The organism is Streptomyces sp. NPDC053673 (genome assembly GCF_055585225.1).
On sequence record NZ_JBVJKN010000015.1, the window covers coordinates 116,837 to 135,356 of the forward strand.

Sequence of the window (18,520 nt, forward strand, 5' to 3'; positions counted from 1 at the left end):
GCAGGCGCCAGGACCGGGTCCGGAGACAGGCCCCGGCGCCGTCCCGGGTGGCAGGCGCCAGGACCGGGTCCGGAGACAGGCCCCGGCGCCGTCCCGGGTGGCAGGCGCCAGGACCGGGTCCGGAGACAGGCCCCGGCGCCGTCCCCGGGTGTCAGGCGCCGCGCTTGGACCTCGCCTTGAAGGCCGCCTTGCGCGCGTCCTTCGCCATCTTCTTGTCGCGGTGGAGCCGGCCCATCGCCTCCAGAACGTCCGCCGTGGCCGGGTGGTCGACCCGCCACGCCGCGTCGAAGAATCCGCTGTGGCGCCCCACGAGGCCCTCGACCAGGTCCTGGAGCTCCTCCACATCACCGTCCGCGTCCAGCTGCGCCGCGATGGTGTCGATGGCGAGCCAGAAGATCATGGACTCGGGCGGCGCCGGCACATCCGCGCTGCCCCGCTCCGCGAGCCAGACACGGGCGAGCCCGCCCAGCTCCGGGTCGTCGAGGACCTCACGGACGGCCGGTTCGGCGTCCGCGCCGACCAGCGCGAGGGCCTGCTGACAGTGCAGCCGCCGCAGCGGCGCACCGGCGTCGTTTCCGCGCGCGGCGGTGAGGAGGTCGCGGGCCGCCCCGACAGGGGTGCGCAGGGCGAGCCACCGCACCGTCTCCGCCCGCGCCGACATCTCGGGGTAGTACGCGACCCCGTCGAGCAGCGCGTCCGCGTCCTTGTCCGCGAGGTCTCCCACGGTCGGCGCCGGCACGCCCGCCTCCAGCATCCGGGCCCTGACCCCGTACAGCCCGAGCGGGGTGAGCTTCACCATCCCGTAGCGGGTGACGTCCTCCTCTTCCGCGGCGGACACGGACGGGGCGGACTCCGCGCTCTCCTCGACCATCAGGGCCTCGTCGACCGGCCGGTACTCGACGAGTCCGATCGGCTCCAGCAGCCGGAACTGGTCGTCCAGCCGCATCATCGCGTCGGACACCTGCTCAAGGATGTCGTCGGTGGGCTCCCCCATGTCGTCGGGCACGATCATCGACGCGGCCAGGGCAGGCAGCGGCACCGCCCCTTCCCCCGCCCCGCCCTCCGCGACGGTGAGCAGGTAGAGGTTGCCGAGGACGCCGTCGAGGAACTCGCTCTCCGCCTCGGGGTCCCAGTCCAGCGCCACGAGGTCGATCTCGCCGTCCTCGCCGATGACATCGGTCAGATCGTCCAGCAACGGCGCGATCGCGTCGGCGAACACGGCGTCGAAGGCGTCCTGCCAGAGCGTGAGCACGTCCTGCGGGCTGCCCCCCGTGATCAGGGTGAGGTTGCCGCCCGTGGCGACCGTGCCGTGCTCGGCCCGCTCGTCCTCCGGGTCGACGACCTCGACGAGCCCCGTGTCCACGGCGATCCGCCATGCCTCGCTGGCGTCCGCCGCCCCGTCCTCGTCCGCCGTGAGCCCCAGTGCCGCGGCGGCCGCGGGCAGTTGCTCCTCGATGAGTTCGCCACCCGCCCCGACCCTGGTCTCAGGTCCGGCCCAGCGCGCGATCCGTACCGCCCTCGCCAGCAGCGGCGCGCCGAGCGCGTCCCGCGCAAGCTCCGCGTCCGAGTGCAGCCTCACCGGCGGCAGGGTGGGGCGTGCGGCGGGGCGGTCTCCTGGCATCTGGTGGCTCTCCTCGACTGTGCGCGTACTGGTCTGTGTGGCTCGGTTCGCCTTCGGGCGCTGTGGCCCTGTCGACGGTCGATCGTGCTCGGTCCCTCGCTCCTCGGGGCCTCCGGCCGCGCGGCGGTGGCCGCACATCGATCGCAGCCTCCCTTCCGGCAGCGGCGCGCTCCTTCGGCTCCTCGCGCTCGGGGCGGCCCCCAGCGTAGACGCATTTCGCCCGATGCCATCCGGTTCATGTACTCGTCAACCGCCGTACACCCGGCGCCTCTTGACAAGTGGCGTGCTCTGCCAAGAGATTGACGCGCGTAGATCTTATTGAGCCACCCCCAACCCTCACTCGGAGTTTCCGTCATGCCTTCCATACCGAGACCTGCCGCCGTCGCGGCCGTCGTGGCCACCGCTCTGGCCGCAGGTCTGCTCGCCGGCTCCTCCTCGGCCGCGGCCGACGCCGACGCTGTCGCCGACACCACGGCCGGCGTGCGCGTTCACGACATCCAGGGCACCACCCGTACCTCCCCCCTCGTGGGGCAGCAGGTCAAGGACGTCGAGGGCATCGTCATCGGCGTGCGTACGTACGGCTCCTCCCGCGGTTTCTGGATCCAGGACCCGCAGGCGGACAGCGACCCGGCCACCAGCGAGGGCGTCTTCGTCTTCACCGGCGCCGCGCCGACCGTCGCCGCCGGCGACGCCGTGAAGATCTCGGGCACCGTCGGCGAGTACGTCCCCGGTGGCCTGAACTCCGGCAACCAGTCACTCACCCAGATCTCCAAGCCCACCGTCACGGTGGTCTCGTCCGGCAACGCGCTGCCCGCGCCGGTCGTCATCTCCGCCCGGACGGTGCCCTCGGCGTACGCGCCCGAGGGTGACCCGGCCGCCGCGAACAGCATCAACGCACTGACGCTGAAGCCCGGTTCGTACGCGCTGGACTACTACGAGTCGCTGGAAGGCACCAACGTACAGATCGGCACCTCGCGTGTCGTCGGCGCCACCGACCCGTACCACGAGCTGTGGGTCACGGTGAAGCCGAAGGAGAACGCGACCCGGCGCGGCGGCACGCTCTACGGCTCGTACGCCTCCCAGAACACCGGCCGGCTGCAGATCCAGTCGCTGATCCCGCTCGCCCAGCAGCCCTTCCCGAAGGCGAACGTCGGCGATGTGCTGACCGGCACGACCGAAGGCCCGCTGGACTTCAACCAGTTCGGCGGCTACACGATCACGGCGCGTACCCTCGGTACGGTCACCGACGGCGAGCTGGAGCGCGAGAGCACCCGTGCGCAGCGCCGCGGCGAGCTGGCCGTCGCCACGTACAACGTGGAGAACCTGGACCCGTCCGACCCGCAGGAGAAGTTCGACGCGCTGGCGAAGGCCGTCGTCGACAACCTCGCCTCGCCCGACATCCTCGCCCTGGAGGAGATCCAGGACAACACCGGCGCCAAGAACGACGGTACGGTCGCCGCCGACCAGACGATCAAGAAGTTCACGGACGCGATCGCCGCCGCCGGCGGCCCGGCGTACGCGTTCCGGACGGTCGACCCGGAGAACAACAAGGACGGCGGCGAGCCCGGCGGCAACATCCGCCAGGTGTTCCTCTTCAACCCGGAGAGGGTCTCCTTCACCGACCGTGCGGGCGGCGACGCGACGACCGCGACCGGTGTCGTACGGGAGAAGGGCCACGCCGCCCTGACCCTGTCCCCGGGCCGGATCGACCCGGCGAACACCGCCTGGGAGAGCAGCCGCAAGCCGCTCGCGGGCGAGTTCGTCTTCCGCGGCCGTACGGTCTTCGTCATCGCCAACCACTTCGGTTCGAAGGGCGGCGACGAGGGCCTGACCTCGCACCACCAGCCGCCGGTCCGCTCCTCCGAGGCCAAGCGCCTCCAGCAGGCGCAGGCCGTGAACGCCTTCGTCAAGGGCATCCTGAAGGCGCAGCGGAGCGCCGATGTCGTCGTCCTCGGCGACATCAACGACTTCGAGTTCTCGGCGACGACGAAGGCTCTGACGGACGGCGGCGCGCTGTACCCGGCGGTCAAGTCGCTGCCGCGCAGTGAGCGTTACTCGTACGTCTACCAGGGCAACAGCCAGGTGCTGGACCAGATCCTGACCAGTCCGTCGATCGACGACTTCAGCTACGACAGCGTGCACATCAACGCGGAGTTCGCGGACCAGAACAGCGACCACGACCCGCAGGTGCTGCGTTTCCGCCCGTAGTCCCGTTCCGTTCCGGACCGCTACACGCCCGTGCTCAGGCTGAGCGCGGGCGTGTAGCGCGTCACCCTGCTGCCCACGAGGCCCGGGTAGCGCTGGACGCGCTCCCACAGCTCCGTGCTCGAACCGACGCCGTCGCCGGGGGCTTCGAGCGCCTCCCGGTGGGCCCGCTCGCTCTCCCACTCGGCGTAGTTGAGGACACGGGTGCCGTCCGTGCTGATGTGGAAGTGGGCGGAGATGCCGCCGGGGTGTAGGTGCGGGTCGCTGTCGAGTGCGGTGAACACCGCGTCGACCCAGTCCCGTTGCCGCGCCGGGTCGGGGCCGTCGAAGTCGGCCTCGACGATGACGACACAGCCCGGCGCCGTGCTGTCGCCGGCCGCGCGCCCGCCGCTGCGGTAGGGCACGTACGAGCGGAGTCCGAGCCGCTCGATGCCGGGTACGGCGGCGTCGATCTCGTCGTTCCGCTCGTCCCGGAAGGTGCGGAGGAAGTCCTGGTAGGCGTCCTCGCCGGTCCACTGCGAGTAGTGGAGGAGCGTGGTGCCGTCATTGGACGTGTACACGCTGTACGAGAGCAGGCCGGCGTCGGGCCAGTCGCGGCGTTGCCAGGCGCGTGCGATCGCCTCGACGGCGGCCTGCTGCCGCTCGGGCGTACCGACCTGCCAGGTGCTGACCTTGACGATGCCGACGCCGGGCCGGGTCAGGTCGGGGCGGACGGGCGGACGGCTGACGGACGGTTGCACGGCCATCGGGATCCTCCTGTGAGCGATCATTCGGTCCTTCGATGACCATGCTCGAACTTCAACCTTGGTTGAAGTCAACCGTCTGCGCGTGCCCGTTCAGCCGGACGCACCCACCTCGTTGTTGGGGGCGCCGTCGCCGACGGGCGGGAGGTCACCCCGCTCGACCGGCGGCGCATCGGGCGCCTCCTCGGGGAGGATCCGGTCCAGCTCACGGTCGTCCGCGCGATGAGCGGACCCGGCCGCGGCGCGCAGGGTCGCACGGCCCACAGAGCGGTCGGCGGCGACCCGGACGACATGACCGTCCTCGGCGCGGGCGTACTCGTGGCGGCCGCCGGCCGAGCGGTACCAGGTCGCGTCACCGTCCGCCTCACAGGTGACCGGAGCGTCGCCTGCCGAATCGACCAGCGTGGAGCGGCAGTTGGCCTCGGTGAGGCTGCCGCGGTCGACGACCAGACGGACCTGGCCGCCACCCGGGACCTGAACGTAGGTGCTCTGGAAACCGTCGTCGCCGGACGGGCCGAGGGACTGCTTCGCCAGCTCGAAGCCGGGTACGTCGGTGACGTAGATCAGCTCCATGGCGGACTCCAGACTCCGGGCCCGGGCCTCCAGCGCGGCGCGGTCGGGGGCGGGCCCGTCGCCGGGCCGGTCGGAGGCCCGCTCCGTGCCGCAGGCGGCGAGGACGAGAAGCAGCGGGAGCACGGCGAGACGCACGGTACGGATCATGCGCCCCATCCTGCCTCAACGACGAGCACCCGTACGGTCGTTCGCGTTTCGTGAGAGGTGGCCACTCCTCGCCACTCTTCAGCACTGCTTCCCTTTCATCATAAGGAGAACTAAGTGGACCTTCACCGTTGAGGCGGCAGACACTTCGGACATGACGACACCACCCTCACACCCACGCCCGCGCCCCTTCGGCCGCGCCCTCTGCGCGATGATCACACCCTTCACCGCCACGGGCGAACTGGACCTGGACGGCGCACGGAAGCTCGCCGCACATCTGGTGGCCGAGGGCTGCGACGGTCTCGTGCTGAACGGCACCACCGGCGAGTCCCCCACCACCACCGACGCCGAGAAGACCGCGCTCGTACGGGCCGTGCGCGAGGCCGTCGGTGACCGGGTGAGCATCGTCGCGGGCGTCGGCAGCGCGAGCACCCGGCACACGGTGGAGCTTGCCCGGTCCACCGAGACGGCGGGCGCCGACGGTCTGCTCGTCGTCACGCCGTACTACAGCCGCCCGCCACAGGCTGCCGTCGAGGCGCATTTCCGGCAGGTCGCCGAGGCGACCGGAGTCCCCCTGATGCTGTACGACATCCCCGGCCGTACCGGCACCCGCATCGAGCCGGAGACGATGCTGCGCCTCGCCGGCCACCCCCGGATCGTGGCCGTGAAGGACTGCGCGAACGACCTGCTCGGCAGTGCCAAGGTGATCGCCCGGACCTCGCTGGCCTATTACGCGGGCTCCGAGGAGCTGAATCTGCCGCTGTACGCGCTGGGCGGTGCGGGCTTTGTGAGCACGGTCGCGAATGCCGCCCCGCGCCCGCTGCGGGCGGTGCTCGACGCCTACGACGCGGGCAGGACGGCGGAGGCCGCCGGGCTCAACCAGCGCACGCTCCCGCTCGTCGAGCTGATGATGGCGTCGGGGCTGCCGGGCACCGTGACCGCGAAGGCGCTGCTCGACCGGCTCGGCCTGCCCGCCGGGCCGGTCCGGGAACCGCTGCAGCCCGCCGGCCGTGGGACGGCCGACGGGCTGCTGGCTGCGTACGAGGAGCTGGCCCGGTCCTTCCCCGCTCAGCCGGGCAGGTGAGACATGTCGAGGACCTTGGCATGCTCCAGGACGTCCTCGAGCGGATCGTCGATCTGACCGGTCGAGATCAGTGCCACGGTAGGCGCGTTGTGCGAGTCGGTGTGCGTCTCGTCGGCGTACGCGACGCCCGACGGCTGTGCCACCACCAGCAGCAGCGTCGACGTTCCGAGTGCGGCCCGCCTGATCTTCATGTCGGTTCCTCGCCTTGACTGTTCGTGTGGCTCTGCGTTCACCCGTTTATCCGTAGAACGGGATCAGAAGTTACGCAGAGTCACGCGAACGCGTCAGTTGTGGCTGTGGAGCACCTCGTTGAGACCACCCCAGACCGCGTTGTTCGGGCGGGCCTCGACGGTGCCGGTCACCGAGTTGCGGCGGAAGAGGATGTTCGACGCGCCGGAGAGCTCACGGGCCTTGACGATCTGGCCGTCGGGCATCGTGATGCGCGTACCGGCGGTGATGTAGAGACCGGCCTCGACGACGCACTCGTCGCCGAGCCCGATGCCGACGCCCGCCTCGGCGCCGATCAGGCAGCGCTCGCCGATGGAGATGATGACGTTGCCGCCGCCGGAGAGGGTGCCCATGGTGGAGGCGCCGCCGCCGATGTCGGAACCGTCGCCGACGACGACACCCGCGGAGATCCGGCCCTCGACCATGGAGGTCCCGAGGGTGCCGGCGTTGAAGTTGACGAAGCCCTCGTGCATGACTGTGGTGCCCTCGGCCAGGTGCGCGCCGAGCCGTACGCGGTCGGCGTCGGCGATCCGGACACCCTTGGGGGCGACGTAGTCCGTCATCCGCGGGAACTTGTCGATGGACGTCACCTGGAGGTGCAGACCCTCGGCGCGCGCGTTGAGCCGCACCTTCTCGACGTCGTCCACGGCGACCGGACCGAGCGAGGTCCAGGCGACGTTGGAGAGCAGCCCGAAGAGCCCTTCCAGGTTCTGTCCGTGCGGGCGGACGAGGCGGTGGGAGAGCAGGTGGAGCCGCAGGTAGGCGTCGTGCGCGTCGAGCGGCTTGTCGTCGAGGGAGGCGATGACCGTACGGACGGCGACGATCTCGACCCCACGGCGGGCGTCCACGCCGATGGCCTTGGCGGCCCCCTCGCCGAGGGCGTTCACCGCCTGGTCGGGCGTGAGCCGCTCGGTGCCGGCCGGACCGGGCTCGGCGGTGAGCTCGGGGGCGGGGAACCAGGTGTCGAGAACGCTGCCGTCGCCGGCGATGGTGGCAAGGCCGGCGGCGACGGCGCCGGTGGCGCGAGGTGCAGTGGTGCTGTCGGGCGAGTCAGTCATACGGAGAACCTAACCGGCCGGGGCGGGCCGGTGCGAACCGGTCTCAGGTGCCGGTCGCGAGGCCGTCCGCAGAGTCCCGCCGCCGGCACCGACGGCCCGTCCCCTGTGCGGGCCGTCGGCGCGGTGCGGTTCAGGGCCGCAGACTGTGGTTGTCGACGACGGCGGTCCTGACCAGGGCGCTGACTCGGACCAGGGTGTCCCGCGTGGTGATCCTGCCGTCGAGCTTGCCGCCGGCGAGGTACAGGGTGCGCTGACCCCGGTACTCGTACGTCTCGGGATCGAGCAGCAGTTCCTCCTGCAGGTTGTGGCGTTGTGCAAGGTTGGAGTCCGCCCAGTGGACGGCCGTGACAGGCCGGCCCAGGGCATCCTTGACGGGCTGCTCACGGATCTCCACATGGGGAATGGTGCCGAGCGCCCGGAACAGCGAGCCGCGAACCTTCGGCGGGATGTGGTCGACGTCCGAGAAGACGAGCATGATCCGCTGGTAGTTGGCCCTGTCGGTCCCTCCTTGCAGTCCGTCCTCGATGGGGATCACATTCCGCAGGGCGTGGAACAGCTTCTGCGGATCGTCGGGAAGTCGGGCAACCTTGGCCCGCAGGCTCTTCGGAGTCCCCCAGTTCGCCTTCCCCATCACGGGATCGATCTTCTTGTCGAACAGCGTCCGACGCTGCTTGCCGCTGCCGTACTGCGTCCAGGTCTCGGTTTCGTGCGTCCAGTCCCCGAGGGCCTGTCCGTCCCTCGATTTCTCGGTGGTCGGGTTGAGGTCGTTGACGAAGTTGAGCATTGCCTTCCGCTCCACGGTCTCGCGGTAGATCCACTGCCCGTCCCGCGGCTCGGCGGCCATGCCCTGCTCTCCCCGAGGCCGAAGCGAATCCGCCTCCTGCCCGAGCTGCGTCGACAGCACCGCCGCCGCCGTCACCGCCGCCGCCGCGCCCACCGCCGCGAGCCTCCAGCCGGGACGCCTCCGCCGCCGTCCGGCGATCTCGTCCAGCAGGCGCTGCCGCGCCGGGGTGAGCCGGGCGTGGTCGGGCACCGGGGCATCGGCGCGGAGGTCCCGCACCGCTGTCATCTCATCCATGGCCGGTCACCTCGTGAAGATCGTGTACGAGCGTGGGGTCCGCGCCGCCGAGCGCCTCCCGTACCTTGCGGCGGGCCCGGTTGAGCCGGGAGCGGACCGTGCCCGGCGGGATGGACAGCGCGTCGGCGACTTCCTGGTAGCTGAGGTCGGCCCAGGCGACCAGCAGCAGGACGTGCCGGTCACCGGAGGACAGCGCGGCGAGCGCGGCGGCCAGCGGGCCCGTCGTGGCCTGGGCCGACACCCGGGCGTCCGCGCGGTCGGACCAGGACTCGGCGACCGGGTCGTGGCCGGTCCGGGCCAGCGCCGTCAGGGCCCGGACCTCGGTGCGGCGCTGCTTGCCGATGAGGTTCGCGGCGATGCCGTAGAGCCAGGGCCGGGCGCTCGGCCGTGTGAGGTCGTAGCGCGCACGCGTACGAAAGGCGGCGAGGAAGGTGTCGGCGGTGATGTCGTCGGCCGCGCCGTCGCCGAGCCGCCGTGCGGCGTAGCGGTGGATGTCGGCGGCGTGCCGGTGATAGAGCTCGGCGAAGAGCTCGGGCCGTTCCAGGGACCGGGCGATCACCGATGCGTCCTCGCCGGGTCCGTCGGGTGGGCCGTTCACGCGGTCTCCGTATCTGCTGTCGGTCGGGTACACCCCCTGTTACCCGCAGCCCGCGATCCGGTTCACGGCACGCGCGGCCCCCTCTCCTGCACGAGGACGCGGGAGAGCATCTCGCGTGCGTACTCCTCGTCGTACGGCGTGTCCGTCAGCAGCACCTGGAGGCAGATCCCGTCCATCAGGGCCACCAGCGCCCGTGCCGTCACCGGATCCGTGCGGCGGGCGAGGACTTCGGTGACACCGTCGGTCCACTCGGCCGCGACGGGGCGCAGCGCGGGGCGGCGCAGGGCGGCGAGGTAGAGCTCGTACTCCAGCTCCACACCGGTCCGTTCGCCGCCGAGCCACTCCCCCACGAGCCGGGCGAGCTCCCCGGCGAGATCCCGCCCGGGGTCGGCCAGGGCGCCGGATTCCCGCAGGGTCGCGCCGAATCCCTCGTTCGCCTGCCGGAGCGCGGCGACCAACAGCTCGTCCAGCGAGGCGAAGTGATACGTCGTCGAGCCGAGCGGCACATCGGCCTCGGCCGCGACCGTACGGTGGCTCAGGCCCTCGATACCGGCGCGCGCGACGACGCGGATCGCGGCATCGATGATGCGCTGGCGCCGCTCGGGGTCGTACCGGCGTCCCATCAGTGCGCACCTCCGAGGTTGAGCACGACGACTCCCGCGACGACCAGCGCGATTCCGGCGAGCTTCACCAGGCTCGTGGACTCGTTCATGAAGACCATGCCGATCGCGGCGACGGCCGCGGTCCCGATCCCGGCCCAGATCGCGTACGCGGTGCCGACCGACATGGTCTTGAGCGTCTGCGCCAGCAGCGTGAAGGCGAGCAGATAGCCGGCGACGGTGAACAGCGAGGGCCAGAGCCGGGTGAAGCCTTCGCTGTACTTCATCGCCGTGGTGCCGGCGACCTCGGCCGCGATGGCGGCGGCCAGCAATCCGTATCCCATGTGTACGAGCGTACACAACGATGGGTACGCACGTACATAGCACTGGCATGCCCAGGCCAGCTACCGTGTCGGGGATCGGGTGGGGACGAGAAGCGTGGGAGCAAGGCACATGTCGGACAACATGGGGTGGGGAAGTCAGCCGGGCCAGGGCCCGTACGACGGCGCACCGGGCGGCCCGTACGGAGGGGCGCCCGGCGGACCGGGGCCGTACGGCGGTGGACCCGGCGGCCCCTACGGAGGGGCTCCGGGATGGGGCGGCTGGGCGCCGCCTCCGCCGCCGAAGCCCGGAGTGGTCCCGCTACGGCCGCTCGGCCTCGGCGACATCCTGGGCGGCGTCTTCGCGACGATCGGTGGCTACTGGAAGCAACTCGTCGGCATCGCGGTGACCGTGTACGCCGGCGCAGCGCTGATCGTCGGGCTCGCGCTCGCCCTCGCGTACAGCGCGGTCAGCGACGAGCTGAACCACTTCGTCAACCTTCCCGAAGGGCAGGAACCGACCTGGGAGGACGGCCGTCCGCTGCTCATCGCCTTCCTGTGCGTCTGGGCGCTCGGCGTGCTGGTACTGATCCTGGCGTCGGCGATGGCGCAGGCGACGGTCCCGGCGATTCTCCAGGAAGCCGTGCTGGGCCGCCCGACCACCTTCGGCGCGGTCTGGCGCCGTGCCTGGGCGCGGGTTCCGGCGGTGCTCGGGACGGTGTTCCTCACCGGTCTGATCATGCTGGTCCCGGCCGGTCTGTTCATGGCGGCCTTCGTCGGCCTGATGATCGGGCTGCTCCTCGCGGGCAACGGGCCGCTCATCGTCCCGATCCTCGCCTTCCTCGGCGCCCTGGCCGTCTCCCCGCTGGCCATCTGGCTCTGGGTGAAGTTCACCTTCGCTCCGGCCGTCGCGGTCTTCGAGGGGCAGGGCCCGGTCCGGGCGATGCGCCGCTCCTGGGCACTGGTGACCGGCGGCTGGTGGCGGATCTTCGGCATCTCACTGCTGGCCTATCTGATGGCCCTGGCCGCGGGCCTGGTGATCCAGCAGCTGGTGGAGATGGTGGCCACGGTGCCCGGCATCGTCAGCATGGGCGCCGGCGACGAGCCGACCGTACCGAGCGTCCTCGTCGGGATCGCCGGCTACCTCGCCTTCGCCCTGGTGGCCCAGCTGATCAGCCAGATCATCTCGTCGACGTTCCCGCAGCTGGCGAACGGCCTGCTCTACGTCGACCAGCGCATCCGCAAGGAGAACCTGGGCCCGGCCCTCGCGGAGGCCGCGGGCATGCCGGGACCGCAGCCACCGGCCCCGCCCGTCAGTCCGTGAGCGACCGGGCCCGCCGGGCCCCGAGCACGAGGAACGCGCGAGAAACGGCCATGCCCGCCAGTGTGCCTGGCGGGCATGGCCGTTTCGCGCGTGACGACGCAGGACTCAGACGTTGAAGCCGAGCGCCCTCAGCTGCTCGCGTCCGTCGTCCGTGATCTTGTCGGGGCCCCACGGCGGCATCCAGACCCAGTTGATCTTCAGCTCGCTGACGATGCCGTCGGTCGCGGCCTTCGCCTGGTCCTCGATCACATCGGTCAGCGGGCAGGCCGCGGACGTCAGCGTCATGTCCAGGGTCGCGATGTTCGAGTCGTCGATATGGATGCCGTAGATCAGGCCGAGGTTGACCACGTCGATGCCCAGCTCGGGGTCGACGACGTCGTACAGAGCCTCACGGACCTCCTCCTCGGAGGCCTTGGTGCTCGTCGGCGTCGCGGCCTTGGACGAGAAGGTCTCCTCGTCCGGCCAGTCCTTCTCCGCCGTGGTCTCCGGGTTCTCAGTCATGCGGTCTTCCCTTCGGACAGCGCCTGGGCCGTCGCGTCCTTCCATGCCATCCAGCTCAGGAGGGCGCACTTCACGCGCGCCGGGTACTTCGAGACACCGGCGAACGCCACCGCGTCCTCCAGCACCTCCTCCATCGCGTCGTCCGGCTCGATCTGTCCCTTGGACTGCATCAGCTCGAGGAACGTCGCCTGGATCTTCTGCGCCTCGGCGAGCTCCTTGCCGACGAGCAGCTCGTTCAGCACGGAGGCGGAGGCCTGGCTGATGGAGCAGCCCTGACCCTCGTACGAGACGTCCTCGATGAGCGTGCCGTCGTACTTCACGCGCAGAGTGATCTCGTCGCCGCAGGTGGGGTTGACGTGGTGCACCTCGGCGTCGCCGTCCCGCAAGCCCCGTCCGTGCGGGTGCTTGTAGTGGTCCAGGATGACGTCCTGGTACATCGAATCAAGCTTCACAGAGCGTCCCTCAGTCCCTCATCCGAAGAAGTTACGGACGTGCTCCAGGCCCTCGACCAGAGCGTCCACCTCGGCCGGCGTGGAGTACAGATAGAACGACGCACGCGTGGTCGCAGGAATTCCGTACCGCAGGCAGACCGGCCGCGCGCAGTGGTGCCCGACCCGGACGGCGATGCCCTGCTCGTCGAGGACCTGGCCCACGTCGTGCGGGTGGATGTCGCCGAGGACGAAGGAGATCGCCGCGCCGCGGTCCTCGGCCGTGACCGGGCCGATGATCCGCAGGTCGGGGATTTCCTGAAGGCGCCGGACCGCGTACTCGGTGATCGCGTGCTCATGCTGCGCGATCTTGTCCATGCCGATCGAGGTGAGGTAGTCCACCGCCGCACCGAGGCCGACGGCCTGGGCGATCGGGGGCGTACCGGCCTCGAACTTGTGCGGCGCCGGAGCGTACGTCGACGAGTGCATCGACACGGTCTCGATCATCTCGCCGCCGCCCAGGAACGGCGGGAGGTCCTCCAGCAGCTCCTGACGGCCCCAGAGCACGCCGATACCCGTCGGACCGCACATCTTGTGGCCGGTGAAGGCCACGAAGTCGGCGCCCAGGGCCTGCACGTCCAGCGGCATGTGCGGAGCGGCCTGCGAGGCGTCGACGAGGACGAGCGCGCCGACGTCCTGCGCCCTGCGGACGATCTTGTCGACCGGGTTGACCGTGCCCAGGATGTTGGAGACCAGCGTGAAGGAGACGATCTTCGTCTTCTCGGTGATGATCTCGTCGATGTTGGAGAGGTCGAGACGGCCGTCGTCGGTGAGGCCGAACCACTTCAGCTTCGCGCCGGTGCGCTGCGACAGCAGCTGCCACGGAACGATGTTGGAGTGGTGCTCCATCTCCGTGATGACGATCTCGGTCTCGCGGTCCACGCGGTAGGGCTCGTCGGCCCAGCCCAGCATGTTCGCCACGAGGTTCAGCGACTCCGACGCGTTCTTGGTGAAGATCACCTCGTCGCGGCTCGGTGCGTTGATGAAGCCGGCGACCTTGTCGCGGGCGCCTTCGTACTCCGCCGTGGCCTCCTCGGCGAGGACGTGCACGCCACGGTGGACGTTGGCGTTGTACCGCTCGTAGTAGGCGTTGAGCACGTCGAGCACCTGGCGCGGCTTCTGTGAAGTCGCCGCGTTGTCCAGGTACACGAGCTTCTTACCGTCGTGGACCAGGCGGTCCAGGATCGGGAAGTCCTTGCGGATCGCCTCGGTGTCGAGGAGGCCCGGCAGCTGTGTCACGCGGATACGCCACCCTTCGTGTATGCCTCGTAGCCCTCGGCCTCGAGCTTGTCGGCGAGCTCGGCGCCGCCGGACTCGGCAATGCGGCCGTTCGCGAACACGTGAACGAAGTCGGGCTTGATGTAGCGCAGGATGCGCGTGTAGTGCGTGATCAGCAGGGTGCCGACCTCGCCGGTCCCGCGGACGCGGTTGACGCCCTCGGAGACGGTGCGCAGGGCGTCGACGTCGAGGCCGGAGTCGGTCTCGTCGAGGATCGCGATCTTCGGCTTGAGGAGCTCCAGCTGAAGGATCTCGTGGCGCTTCTTCTCACCGCCGGAGAAGCCCTCGTTGACGTTGCGCTCGGCGAAGGCGGGGTCCATCTGGAGGTGCTCCATCGCCTCCTTGACCTCCTTCACCCAGGTGCGCAGCTTGGGGGCCTCGCCGCGGACGGCGGTGGCGGAGGTGCGCAGGAAGTTGGAGACCGAGACACCCGGGACCTCGACCGGGTACTGCATGGCGAGGAAGACACCGGCGCGGGCACGCTCGTCGACGGACATCTCCAGGACGTCCTCGCCGTCCAGGGTCACGGTGCCACTGGTGATCGTGTACTTGGGGTGGCCCGCGAGAGAGTAGGCGAGGGTCGACTTGCCGGAGCCGTTGGGGCCCATGATGGCGTGGGTCTCGCCCTGCTTCACGGTCAGGTCGACGCCCTTGAGGATCTCGCGGGGGCCGTTCTCGGCCTCGACGGAGACGTGCAGGTCGCGGATTTCAAGCGTTGCCATGGGTGACTCAGGACTCCTGGGTGACGGAGACGAGCACATCGTCCCCTTCGATCTTTACGGGGTACACGGGGACGGGGCGCGTCGCGGGAAGGCCGGACGGCTTGCCGGTTCGGAGGTCGAAGCTGGAGCCGTGCAGCCAGCACTCGATCTGACAGTCCTCCACCTCGCCCTCCGAGAGGGAGACGTTCGCGTGCGAGCAGATGTCGTGGATCGCGAACACCTCGCCCTCGGTCCGGACGACGGAGACCGGCGTGCCGTCGATTTCCACCCGCTTCGGGGTGTCCTCCTCCAGCTCGCTCAGCCCACAGGCTCGGACGAAGGCCATCAGACTGCTGCCTCCAGCTCGGCCTCGATCTTGGCGATGAGGCGATCCTCGACGTCGGGCAGACCGATCTGCTGGACCAGTTCGGCGAAGAAGCCACGGACGACGAGACGGCGCGCCTCGGCCTCCGGGATACCGCGGGCCATCAGGTAGAACAGCTGCTCGTCGTCGAAGCGACCGGTGGCGGACGCGTGGCCGGCACCGGCGATCTCGCCGGTCTCGATCTCCAGGTTCGGCACGGAGTCGACTCGCGCGCCGTCGGTCAGAACCAGGTTGCGGTTCATCTCGTACGTGTCGGTGCCCTCGGCGCTGGCCTCGATGAGGACGTCGCCGATCCAGACGGCGTGCGCGTCCTGGCCCTGCAGCGCGCCCTTGTAGGCAACGTTGGACTTGCAGTGCGGGCTGTTGTGGGTGACCAGGAGACGGTGCTCCTGGTGCTGGCCGGCGTCGGTGAAGTACAGACCGAGCAGCTCGGCCTCACCGCCGGTGCCCGCGTACGTGACGCGCGGGTGGAGGCGTACGAGGTCGCCGCCGAAGGTGACCACGATGGACTTGAACGAGGCGTCCCGCCCGATCAGCGCGTTGTGCTGAGCGACGTGGACCGCCTTGTCGTCCCAGTCCTGGACGGAGACGACGGTCAGCTTGGCGCCGTCACCGAGGACGTAGTCGACGTTGGCTGCGAGGGCCGCTTCACCGGTGTGGTCGATGACGACGACGGCCTCGGCGAAGGCGCCGAGCTCGATGTGCTGGTGACCGAAGGCGGTACCGCCCCCGCCGTGCACCGCGATCCGGATCGGCTCGGTGAGCACGTCCTCCTTGGGGACCGTGACGACCGAGGCCTTCTCGAAGGAGGAGTACGCCTGGGCGGCGATCCGGTCCACGGGGGTGCCGGCCCTGCCGAGCCGTGCGTCGTCGCGTCCGACCGTCTCCACCGTGACGCCCTCGGGGGCGCTGACCTCGACGGTCACGCCGCCGGCGGTGGCGACCGCGGTGCCGTCGTGCAGCCCGGCGAGGCGGTCCAGCGGAGTGAACCGCCACTCCTCCTCACGCCCGTGCGGGACCGGGAAGTCCGCCACGTCGTAGGACGGGGGCGCGCTCATGCGCGTGGCGACGGTGGACTCGGCGGCCACCGCGATCGAGCCGGCGGTGGTGGAGCCCGCCGGGATGTTCTGAGCGTCAGCCATGGCTGTCGTAGTGCTCGCTTTCTCGGATAAGACGGTGCGGATGGGAGGGGACGGTGGCGCTAGCCGACCGCGCCTTCCATCTGGAGCTCGATCAGCCGGTTGAGCTCGAGGGCGTACTCCATGGGCAGCTCCTTCGCGATCGGCTCGACGAAGCCGCGCACGATCATCGCCATCGCCTCGAACTCGGAGAGACCGCGGCTCATCAGGTAGAAGAGCTGGTCCTCGGAGACCTTGGAGACGGTGGCCTCGTGACCCATGGACACGTCGTCCTCGCGGACGTCCACGTACGGGTAGGTGTCGGAGCGGGAGACGGTGTCGACGAGCAGGGCGTCACAGAGCACGTTCGACTTCGATCCGGCCGCGCCCTCGCCGATCTCGACGAGACCGCGGTAGGAGGTACGGCCGCCGCCGCGCGCCACCGACTTGGAGACGATGTTGGACGAGGTGTTCGGCGCCATGTGGACCATCTTGGAGCCGGCGTCCTGGTGCTGCCCCTCGCCCGCGAAGGCGATGGAGAGGGTCTCGCCCTTGGCGTGCTCGCCCATCAGGTAGACGGCCGGGTACTTCATCGTGACCTTGGAGCCGATGTTGCCGTCGATCCACTCCATGGTCGCGCCCTCGTACGCCACGGCGCGCTTGGTGACCAGGTTGTAGACGTTGTTCGACCAGTTCTGGATGGTCGTGTAACGGCAGCGGGCGCCCTTCTTGACGATGATCTCGACCACGGCGCTGTGCAGGGAGTCCGAGGAGTAGATCGGGGCGGTGCAGCCCTCGACGTAGTGGACGTACGCGTCCTCGTCGACGATGATCAGCGTCCGCTCGAACTGGCCCATGTTCTCGGTGTTGATCCGGAAGTAGGCCTGGAGCGGGATCTCGACGTGCACGCCCTTCGGGACGTAGATGAAGGATCCGCCGGACCACACCGCGGTGTTCAGCGAGGCGAACTTGTTGTCGCCCACCGGGATGACGGTGCCGAAGTACTCCTTGAAGAGCTCCGGGTGCTCCTTCAGAGCGGTGTCGGTGTCCAGGAAGATGACGCCCTGCTCCTCCAGGTCCTCACGGATCTGGTGGTAGACGACCTCGGACTCGTACTGGGCCGCGACACCGGCGACGAGGCGCTGCTTCTCCGCCTCGGGGATGCCGAGCTTGTCGTACGTGTTCTTGATGTCCTCCGGGAGGTCCTCCCAGGACTCCGCCTGCTTCTCCGTGGACCGCACGAAGTACTTGATGTTGTCGAAGTCGATGCCGGAGAGGTCGGAGCCCCAGGTCGGCATGGGCTTCTTGTCGAAGAGACGCAGGCCCTTCAGACGCAGCTTCAGCATCCACTCCGGCTCGTTCTTCTTCGCCGAAATGTCACGGACGACGTCCTCGGAGAGACCGCGCTTGGCGGCCGCGCCTGCGGCGTCGGAGTCGGCCCAGCCGTATTCGTACTTGCCCAGGCCTTCGAGCTCAGGGTGGGCAGTCTCCGTGGGGAGAGTCATGCGGGGTTCCTCCCGGCCGTGCTTGCAGATGCTTGCGAACTGGTCTGTTCGGTCTTGTCGGTCTTGCTGGTCTCGCCGGCCCCGTCGTCGGGCCTGTGGCCGGCCTTCGGGATGAAGGTCGTGCACACTCCGTCGCCGTGGGCGATGGTGGCCAGACGCTGCACATGGGTGCCGAGCAGGCGGGAGAAGACCTCGGTCTCCGCCTCGCACAGCTGCGGATACCGCTCGGCGGCGTGGGCGACGGGGCAGTGGTGCTGGCACAGCTGCTCGCCCACCGGTGCGTTACGCGCCGTAGCAGCGTACCCGTCGGCAGTCAACGCCTTGGCGAGGGCCTCCGTGCGCTCCTGCGGGTCTGCGGCCTCCATGGCCGCGCGGTACGCCTCGGCCTGGCTCTCCATCCGGTCCCGGGCGAACGCGGCGACGGCGGCCTCTCCGGCAGCACCGCCACCGGCGGCCCGCTCGATCCAGTGCAGGGCGTCGACGGCGAGCTTGTCGTACGACTGCTCGAAAGCGTCCCGGCCGCAGTCGGTGAGAGCGAACACCTTGGCGGGTCGGCCGCGGGTGCGCGCTCCGTAGACCCGCTGCTCGCGGGCGGCGACGACATCGTCGGAGACGAGTGCGTCGAGGTGGCGGCGAACAGCGGCCTGGGTGAGCCCGAGGCGCCCTGCGAGGTCGGCGACGGTGGACGGCCCGTGGTCCAGGATGGACCGCGCGACCCGGTTGCGCGTGGACCGCTCACCGGTCGCGAGTTCCTCCTGAGGAGCCTCACCGACGTTTTTCACAACGCCATTGTTGCGTAATTCCCGAGAGAGTGACAAGCCGCGTCCCGACCGGTGGACGGTGCCGTGCATCACTTAGGAAAACCTAACCTGACCTGCGAGAATGATCATTCGTTGGATCAGTTCCGGAGTCATCGGGCTGGGTGCCACGTGAAGCCTCCCGCGCTGGTGAGAGGCCTGTGTGCCGCCG

Annotated in this window: 20 protein-coding genes; 3 read left to right on the plus strand and 17 right to left on the minus strand. The window is 69.9% G+C overall.

The window, feature by feature from the left end; genetic code table 11:
* Nucleotides 1–151: 151 nt before the first annotated feature.
* On the minus strand, nt 152–1,621 hold the full coding sequence (locus ACZ6ZQ_RS22095; protein WP_469770205.1) for a hypothetical protein: 1,470 nt from the start codon (nt 1,619–1,621) through the stop codon (nt 152–154).
* A 354-nt stretch (nt 1,622–1,975) separates the two neighbouring features.
* On the opposite strand from ACZ6ZQ_RS22095, the gene ACZ6ZQ_RS22100 reads away from it, so the two are divergent.
* On the plus strand, nt 1,976–3,829 hold the full coding sequence (locus tag ACZ6ZQ_RS22100) for an endonuclease/exonuclease/phosphatase family protein (protein WP_469770206.1): 1,854 nt from the start codon (nt 1,976–1,978) through the stop codon (nt 3,827–3,829).
* 20 nt (nt 3,830–3,849) lie between these two features.
* Here the strand turns inward: ACZ6ZQ_RS22100 and ACZ6ZQ_RS22105 are convergent, their stop codons facing one another.
* On the minus strand, nt 3,850–4,572 hold the full coding sequence (locus ACZ6ZQ_RS22105) for an antibiotic biosynthesis monooxygenase (protein ID WP_469770207.1): 723 nt from the start codon (nt 4,570–4,572) through the stop codon (nt 3,850–3,852).
* 90 nt (nt 4,573–4,662) lie between these two features.
* Complete coding sequence (locus tag ACZ6ZQ_RS22110; RefSeq protein WP_469770208.1) at nt 4,663–5,289, minus strand: hypothetical protein; 627 nt, start codon at nt 5,287–5,289, stop codon at nt 4,663–4,665.
* Between the two features lie 151 nt (nt 5,290–5,440).
* Here ACZ6ZQ_RS22110 and dapA point away from each other — a divergent pair, with 151 nt between their 5' ends.
* A complete protein-coding gene (gene dapA, locus ACZ6ZQ_RS22115) occupies nt 5,441–6,370 on the plus strand; it encodes a 4-hydroxy-tetrahydrodipicolinate synthase (protein ID WP_469770209.1) in 930 nt (309 codons plus the stop codon).
* Here dapA and ACZ6ZQ_RS22120 read toward each other — a convergent pair.
* The 6 genes from ACZ6ZQ_RS22120 to ACZ6ZQ_RS22145 form a co-directional block, all read right to left on the minus strand.
* Nucleotides 6,355–6,561, minus strand: a complete 207-nt coding sequence (locus ACZ6ZQ_RS22120; RefSeq protein ID WP_469770210.1) for a hypothetical protein — start codon at nt 6,559–6,561, stop codon at nt 6,355–6,357. The genes dapA and ACZ6ZQ_RS22120 overlap by 16 nt on opposite strands.
* A gap of 93 nt (nt 6,562–6,654) precedes the next feature.
* Nucleotides 6,655–7,656: a 2,3,4,5-tetrahydropyridine-2,6-dicarboxylate N-succinyltransferase gene (dapD, locus tag ACZ6ZQ_RS22125; RefSeq protein ID WP_469770211.1), complete on the minus strand. Its 1,002-nt coding sequence runs from the start codon at nt 7,654–7,656 to the stop codon at nt 6,655–6,657.
* A 130-nt stretch (nt 7,657–7,786) separates the two neighbouring features.
* Nucleotides 7,787–8,734 (minus strand): hypothetical protein, encoded by a 948-nt coding sequence (locus ACZ6ZQ_RS22130; protein WP_469770212.1) that lies wholly within the window; start codon nt 8,732–8,734, stop codon nt 7,787–7,789.
* A complete protein-coding gene (locus ACZ6ZQ_RS22135; RefSeq protein WP_469770213.1) occupies nt 8,727–9,332 on the minus strand; it encodes an RNA polymerase sigma factor in 606 nt (201 codons plus the stop codon). Before ACZ6ZQ_RS22135 ends, ACZ6ZQ_RS22130 begins: the two co-directional genes overlap by 8 nt.
* Before the next feature lie 62 nt (nt 9,333–9,394).
* Nucleotides 9,395–9,955 carry a TetR/AcrR family transcriptional regulator gene (locus ACZ6ZQ_RS22140; protein ID WP_469770214.1) on the minus strand — a complete coding sequence of 187 codons (561 nt, stop codon included), beginning with the start codon at nt 9,953–9,955 and terminating at the stop codon, nt 9,395–9,397.
* Nucleotides 9,955–10,275 (minus strand): DMT family transporter, encoded by a 321-nt coding sequence (locus ACZ6ZQ_RS22145; protein ID WP_453668588.1) that lies wholly within the window; start codon nt 10,273–10,275, stop codon nt 9,955–9,957. The genes ACZ6ZQ_RS22140 and ACZ6ZQ_RS22145 overlap by 1 nt, the downstream gene beginning before the upstream one ends.
* 109 nt (nt 10,276–10,384) lie before the next feature.
* Here ACZ6ZQ_RS22145 and ACZ6ZQ_RS22150 point away from each other — a divergent pair, with 109 nt between their 5' ends.
* The gene (locus ACZ6ZQ_RS22150; RefSeq protein ID WP_469770215.1) at nt 10,385–11,575 is read left to right on the plus strand and encodes a DUF7847 domain-containing protein; all 1,191 of its coding nucleotides are present in this window, start codon (nt 10,385–10,387) and stop codon (nt 11,573–11,575) included.
* A 105-nt stretch (nt 11,576–11,680) separates the two neighbouring features.
* Here ACZ6ZQ_RS22150 and ACZ6ZQ_RS22155 read toward each other — a convergent pair whose 3' ends face one another.
* The 8 genes from ACZ6ZQ_RS22155 to ACZ6ZQ_RS22190 are packed head-to-tail and all read right to left on the minus strand — an operon-like array spanning nt 11,681 to nt 18,333.
* Nucleotides 11,681–12,076, minus strand: a complete 396-nt coding sequence (locus ACZ6ZQ_RS22155) for a metal-sulfur cluster assembly factor (RefSeq protein WP_453661699.1) — start codon at nt 12,074–12,076, stop codon at nt 11,681–11,683.
* Nucleotides 12,073–12,528 carry a Fe-S cluster assembly sulfur transfer protein SufU gene (gene sufU, locus ACZ6ZQ_RS22160; protein WP_469770216.1) on the minus strand — a complete coding sequence of 152 codons (456 nt, stop codon included), beginning with the start codon at nt 12,526–12,528 and terminating at the stop codon, nt 12,073–12,075. Before sufU ends, ACZ6ZQ_RS22155 begins: the two co-directional genes overlap by 4 nt.
* Before the next feature lie 18 nt (nt 12,529–12,546).
* On the minus strand, nt 12,547–13,803 hold the full coding sequence (locus ACZ6ZQ_RS22165; protein WP_469770217.1) for a cysteine desulfurase: 1,257 nt from the start codon (nt 13,801–13,803) through the stop codon (nt 12,547–12,549).
* Nucleotides 13,800–14,564, minus strand: coding sequence for a Fe-S cluster assembly ATPase SufC (gene sufC, locus ACZ6ZQ_RS22170; protein ID WP_469770218.1), 765 nt, complete (start codon nt 14,562–14,564; stop codon nt 13,800–13,802). The genes ACZ6ZQ_RS22165 and sufC overlap by 4 nt, the downstream gene beginning before the upstream one ends.
* Nucleotides 14,565–14,571: 7 nt before the next feature.
* Complete coding sequence (locus ACZ6ZQ_RS22175) at nt 14,572–14,889, minus strand: non-heme iron oxygenase ferredoxin subunit (protein WP_469770219.1); 318 nt, start codon at nt 14,887–14,889, stop codon at nt 14,572–14,574.
* Nucleotides 14,889–16,070: a Fe-S cluster assembly protein SufD gene (gene sufD / locus ACZ6ZQ_RS22180; protein WP_469770220.1), complete on the minus strand. Its 1,182-nt coding sequence runs from the start codon at nt 16,068–16,070 to the stop codon at nt 14,889–14,891. The genes ACZ6ZQ_RS22175 and sufD overlap by 1 nt, the downstream gene beginning before the upstream one ends.
* Nucleotides 16,071–16,129: 59 nt before the next feature.
* A complete protein-coding gene (gene sufB / locus ACZ6ZQ_RS22185; RefSeq protein ID WP_469770221.1) occupies nt 16,130–17,551 on the minus strand; it encodes a Fe-S cluster assembly protein SufB in 1,422 nt (473 codons plus the stop codon).
* The gene (locus ACZ6ZQ_RS22190; RefSeq protein WP_469770222.1) at nt 17,548–18,333 is read right to left on the minus strand and encodes a helix-turn-helix transcriptional regulator; all 786 of its coding nucleotides are present in this window, start codon (nt 18,331–18,333) and stop codon (nt 17,548–17,550) included. Before ACZ6ZQ_RS22190 ends, sufB begins: the two co-directional genes overlap by 4 nt.
* Nucleotides 18,334–18,520: the final 187 nt, after the last annotated feature.

Coding starts and splice junctions, on each gene's coding strand:
- ACZ6ZQ_RS22145 (WP_453668588.1), bottom strand. CDS start 10,275: ATGGGATACGGATTGCTGGCCGCCGCCATCGCGGCCGAGGTCGCCGGC.
- ACZ6ZQ_RS22150 (WP_469770215.1), top strand. CDS start 10,385: ATGTCGGACAACATGGGGTGGGGAAGTCAGCCGGGCCAGGGCCCGTAC.
- sufD (WP_469770220.1), bottom strand. CDS start 16,070: ATGGCTGACGCTCAGAACATCCCGGCGGGCTCCACCACCGCCGGCTCG.
- ACZ6ZQ_RS22100 (WP_469770206.1), top strand. CDS start 1,976: ATGCCTTCCATACCGAGACCTGCCGCCGTCGCGGCCGTCGTGGCCACC.
- ACZ6ZQ_RS22095 (WP_469770205.1), bottom strand. CDS start 1,621: ATGCCAGGAGACCGCCCCGCCGCACGCCCCACCCTGCCGCCGGTGAGG.
- ACZ6ZQ_RS22175 (WP_469770219.1), bottom strand. CDS start 14,889: ATGGCCTTCGTCCGAGCCTGTGGGCTGAGCGAGCTGGAGGAGGACACC.
- ACZ6ZQ_RS22105 (WP_469770207.1), bottom strand. CDS start 4,572: ATGGCCGTGCAACCGTCCGTCAGCCGTCCGCCCGTCCGCCCCGACCTG.
- sufB (WP_469770221.1), bottom strand. CDS start 17,551: ATGACTCTCCCCACGGAGACTGCCCACCCTGAGCTCGAAGGCCTGGGC.
- dapD (WP_469770211.1), bottom strand. CDS start 7,656: ATGACTGACTCGCCCGACAGCACCACTGCACCTCGCGCCACCGGCGCC.
- ACZ6ZQ_RS22120 (WP_469770210.1), bottom strand. CDS start 6,561: ATGAAGATCAGGCGGGCCGCACTCGGAACGTCGACGCTGCTGCTGGTG.
- ACZ6ZQ_RS22130 (WP_469770212.1), bottom strand. CDS start 8,734: ATGGATGAGATGACAGCGGTGCGGGACCTCCGCGCCGATGCCCCGGTG.
- ACZ6ZQ_RS22155 (WP_453661699.1), bottom strand. CDS start 12,076: ATGACTGAGAACCCGGAGACCACGGCGGAGAAGGACTGGCCGGACGAG.
- dapA (WP_469770209.1), top strand. CDS start 5,441: ATGACGACACCACCCTCACACCCACGCCCGCGCCCCTTCGGCCGCGCC.
- ACZ6ZQ_RS22140 (WP_469770214.1), bottom strand. CDS start 9,955: ATGGGACGCCGGTACGACCCCGAGCGGCGCCAGCGCATCATCGATGCC.
- sufC (WP_469770218.1), bottom strand. CDS start 14,564: ATGGCAACGCTTGAAATCCGCGACCTGCACGTCTCCGTCGAGGCCGAG.
- ACZ6ZQ_RS22110 (WP_469770208.1), bottom strand. CDS start 5,289: ATGATCCGTACCGTGCGTCTCGCCGTGCTCCCGCTGCTTCTCGTCCTC.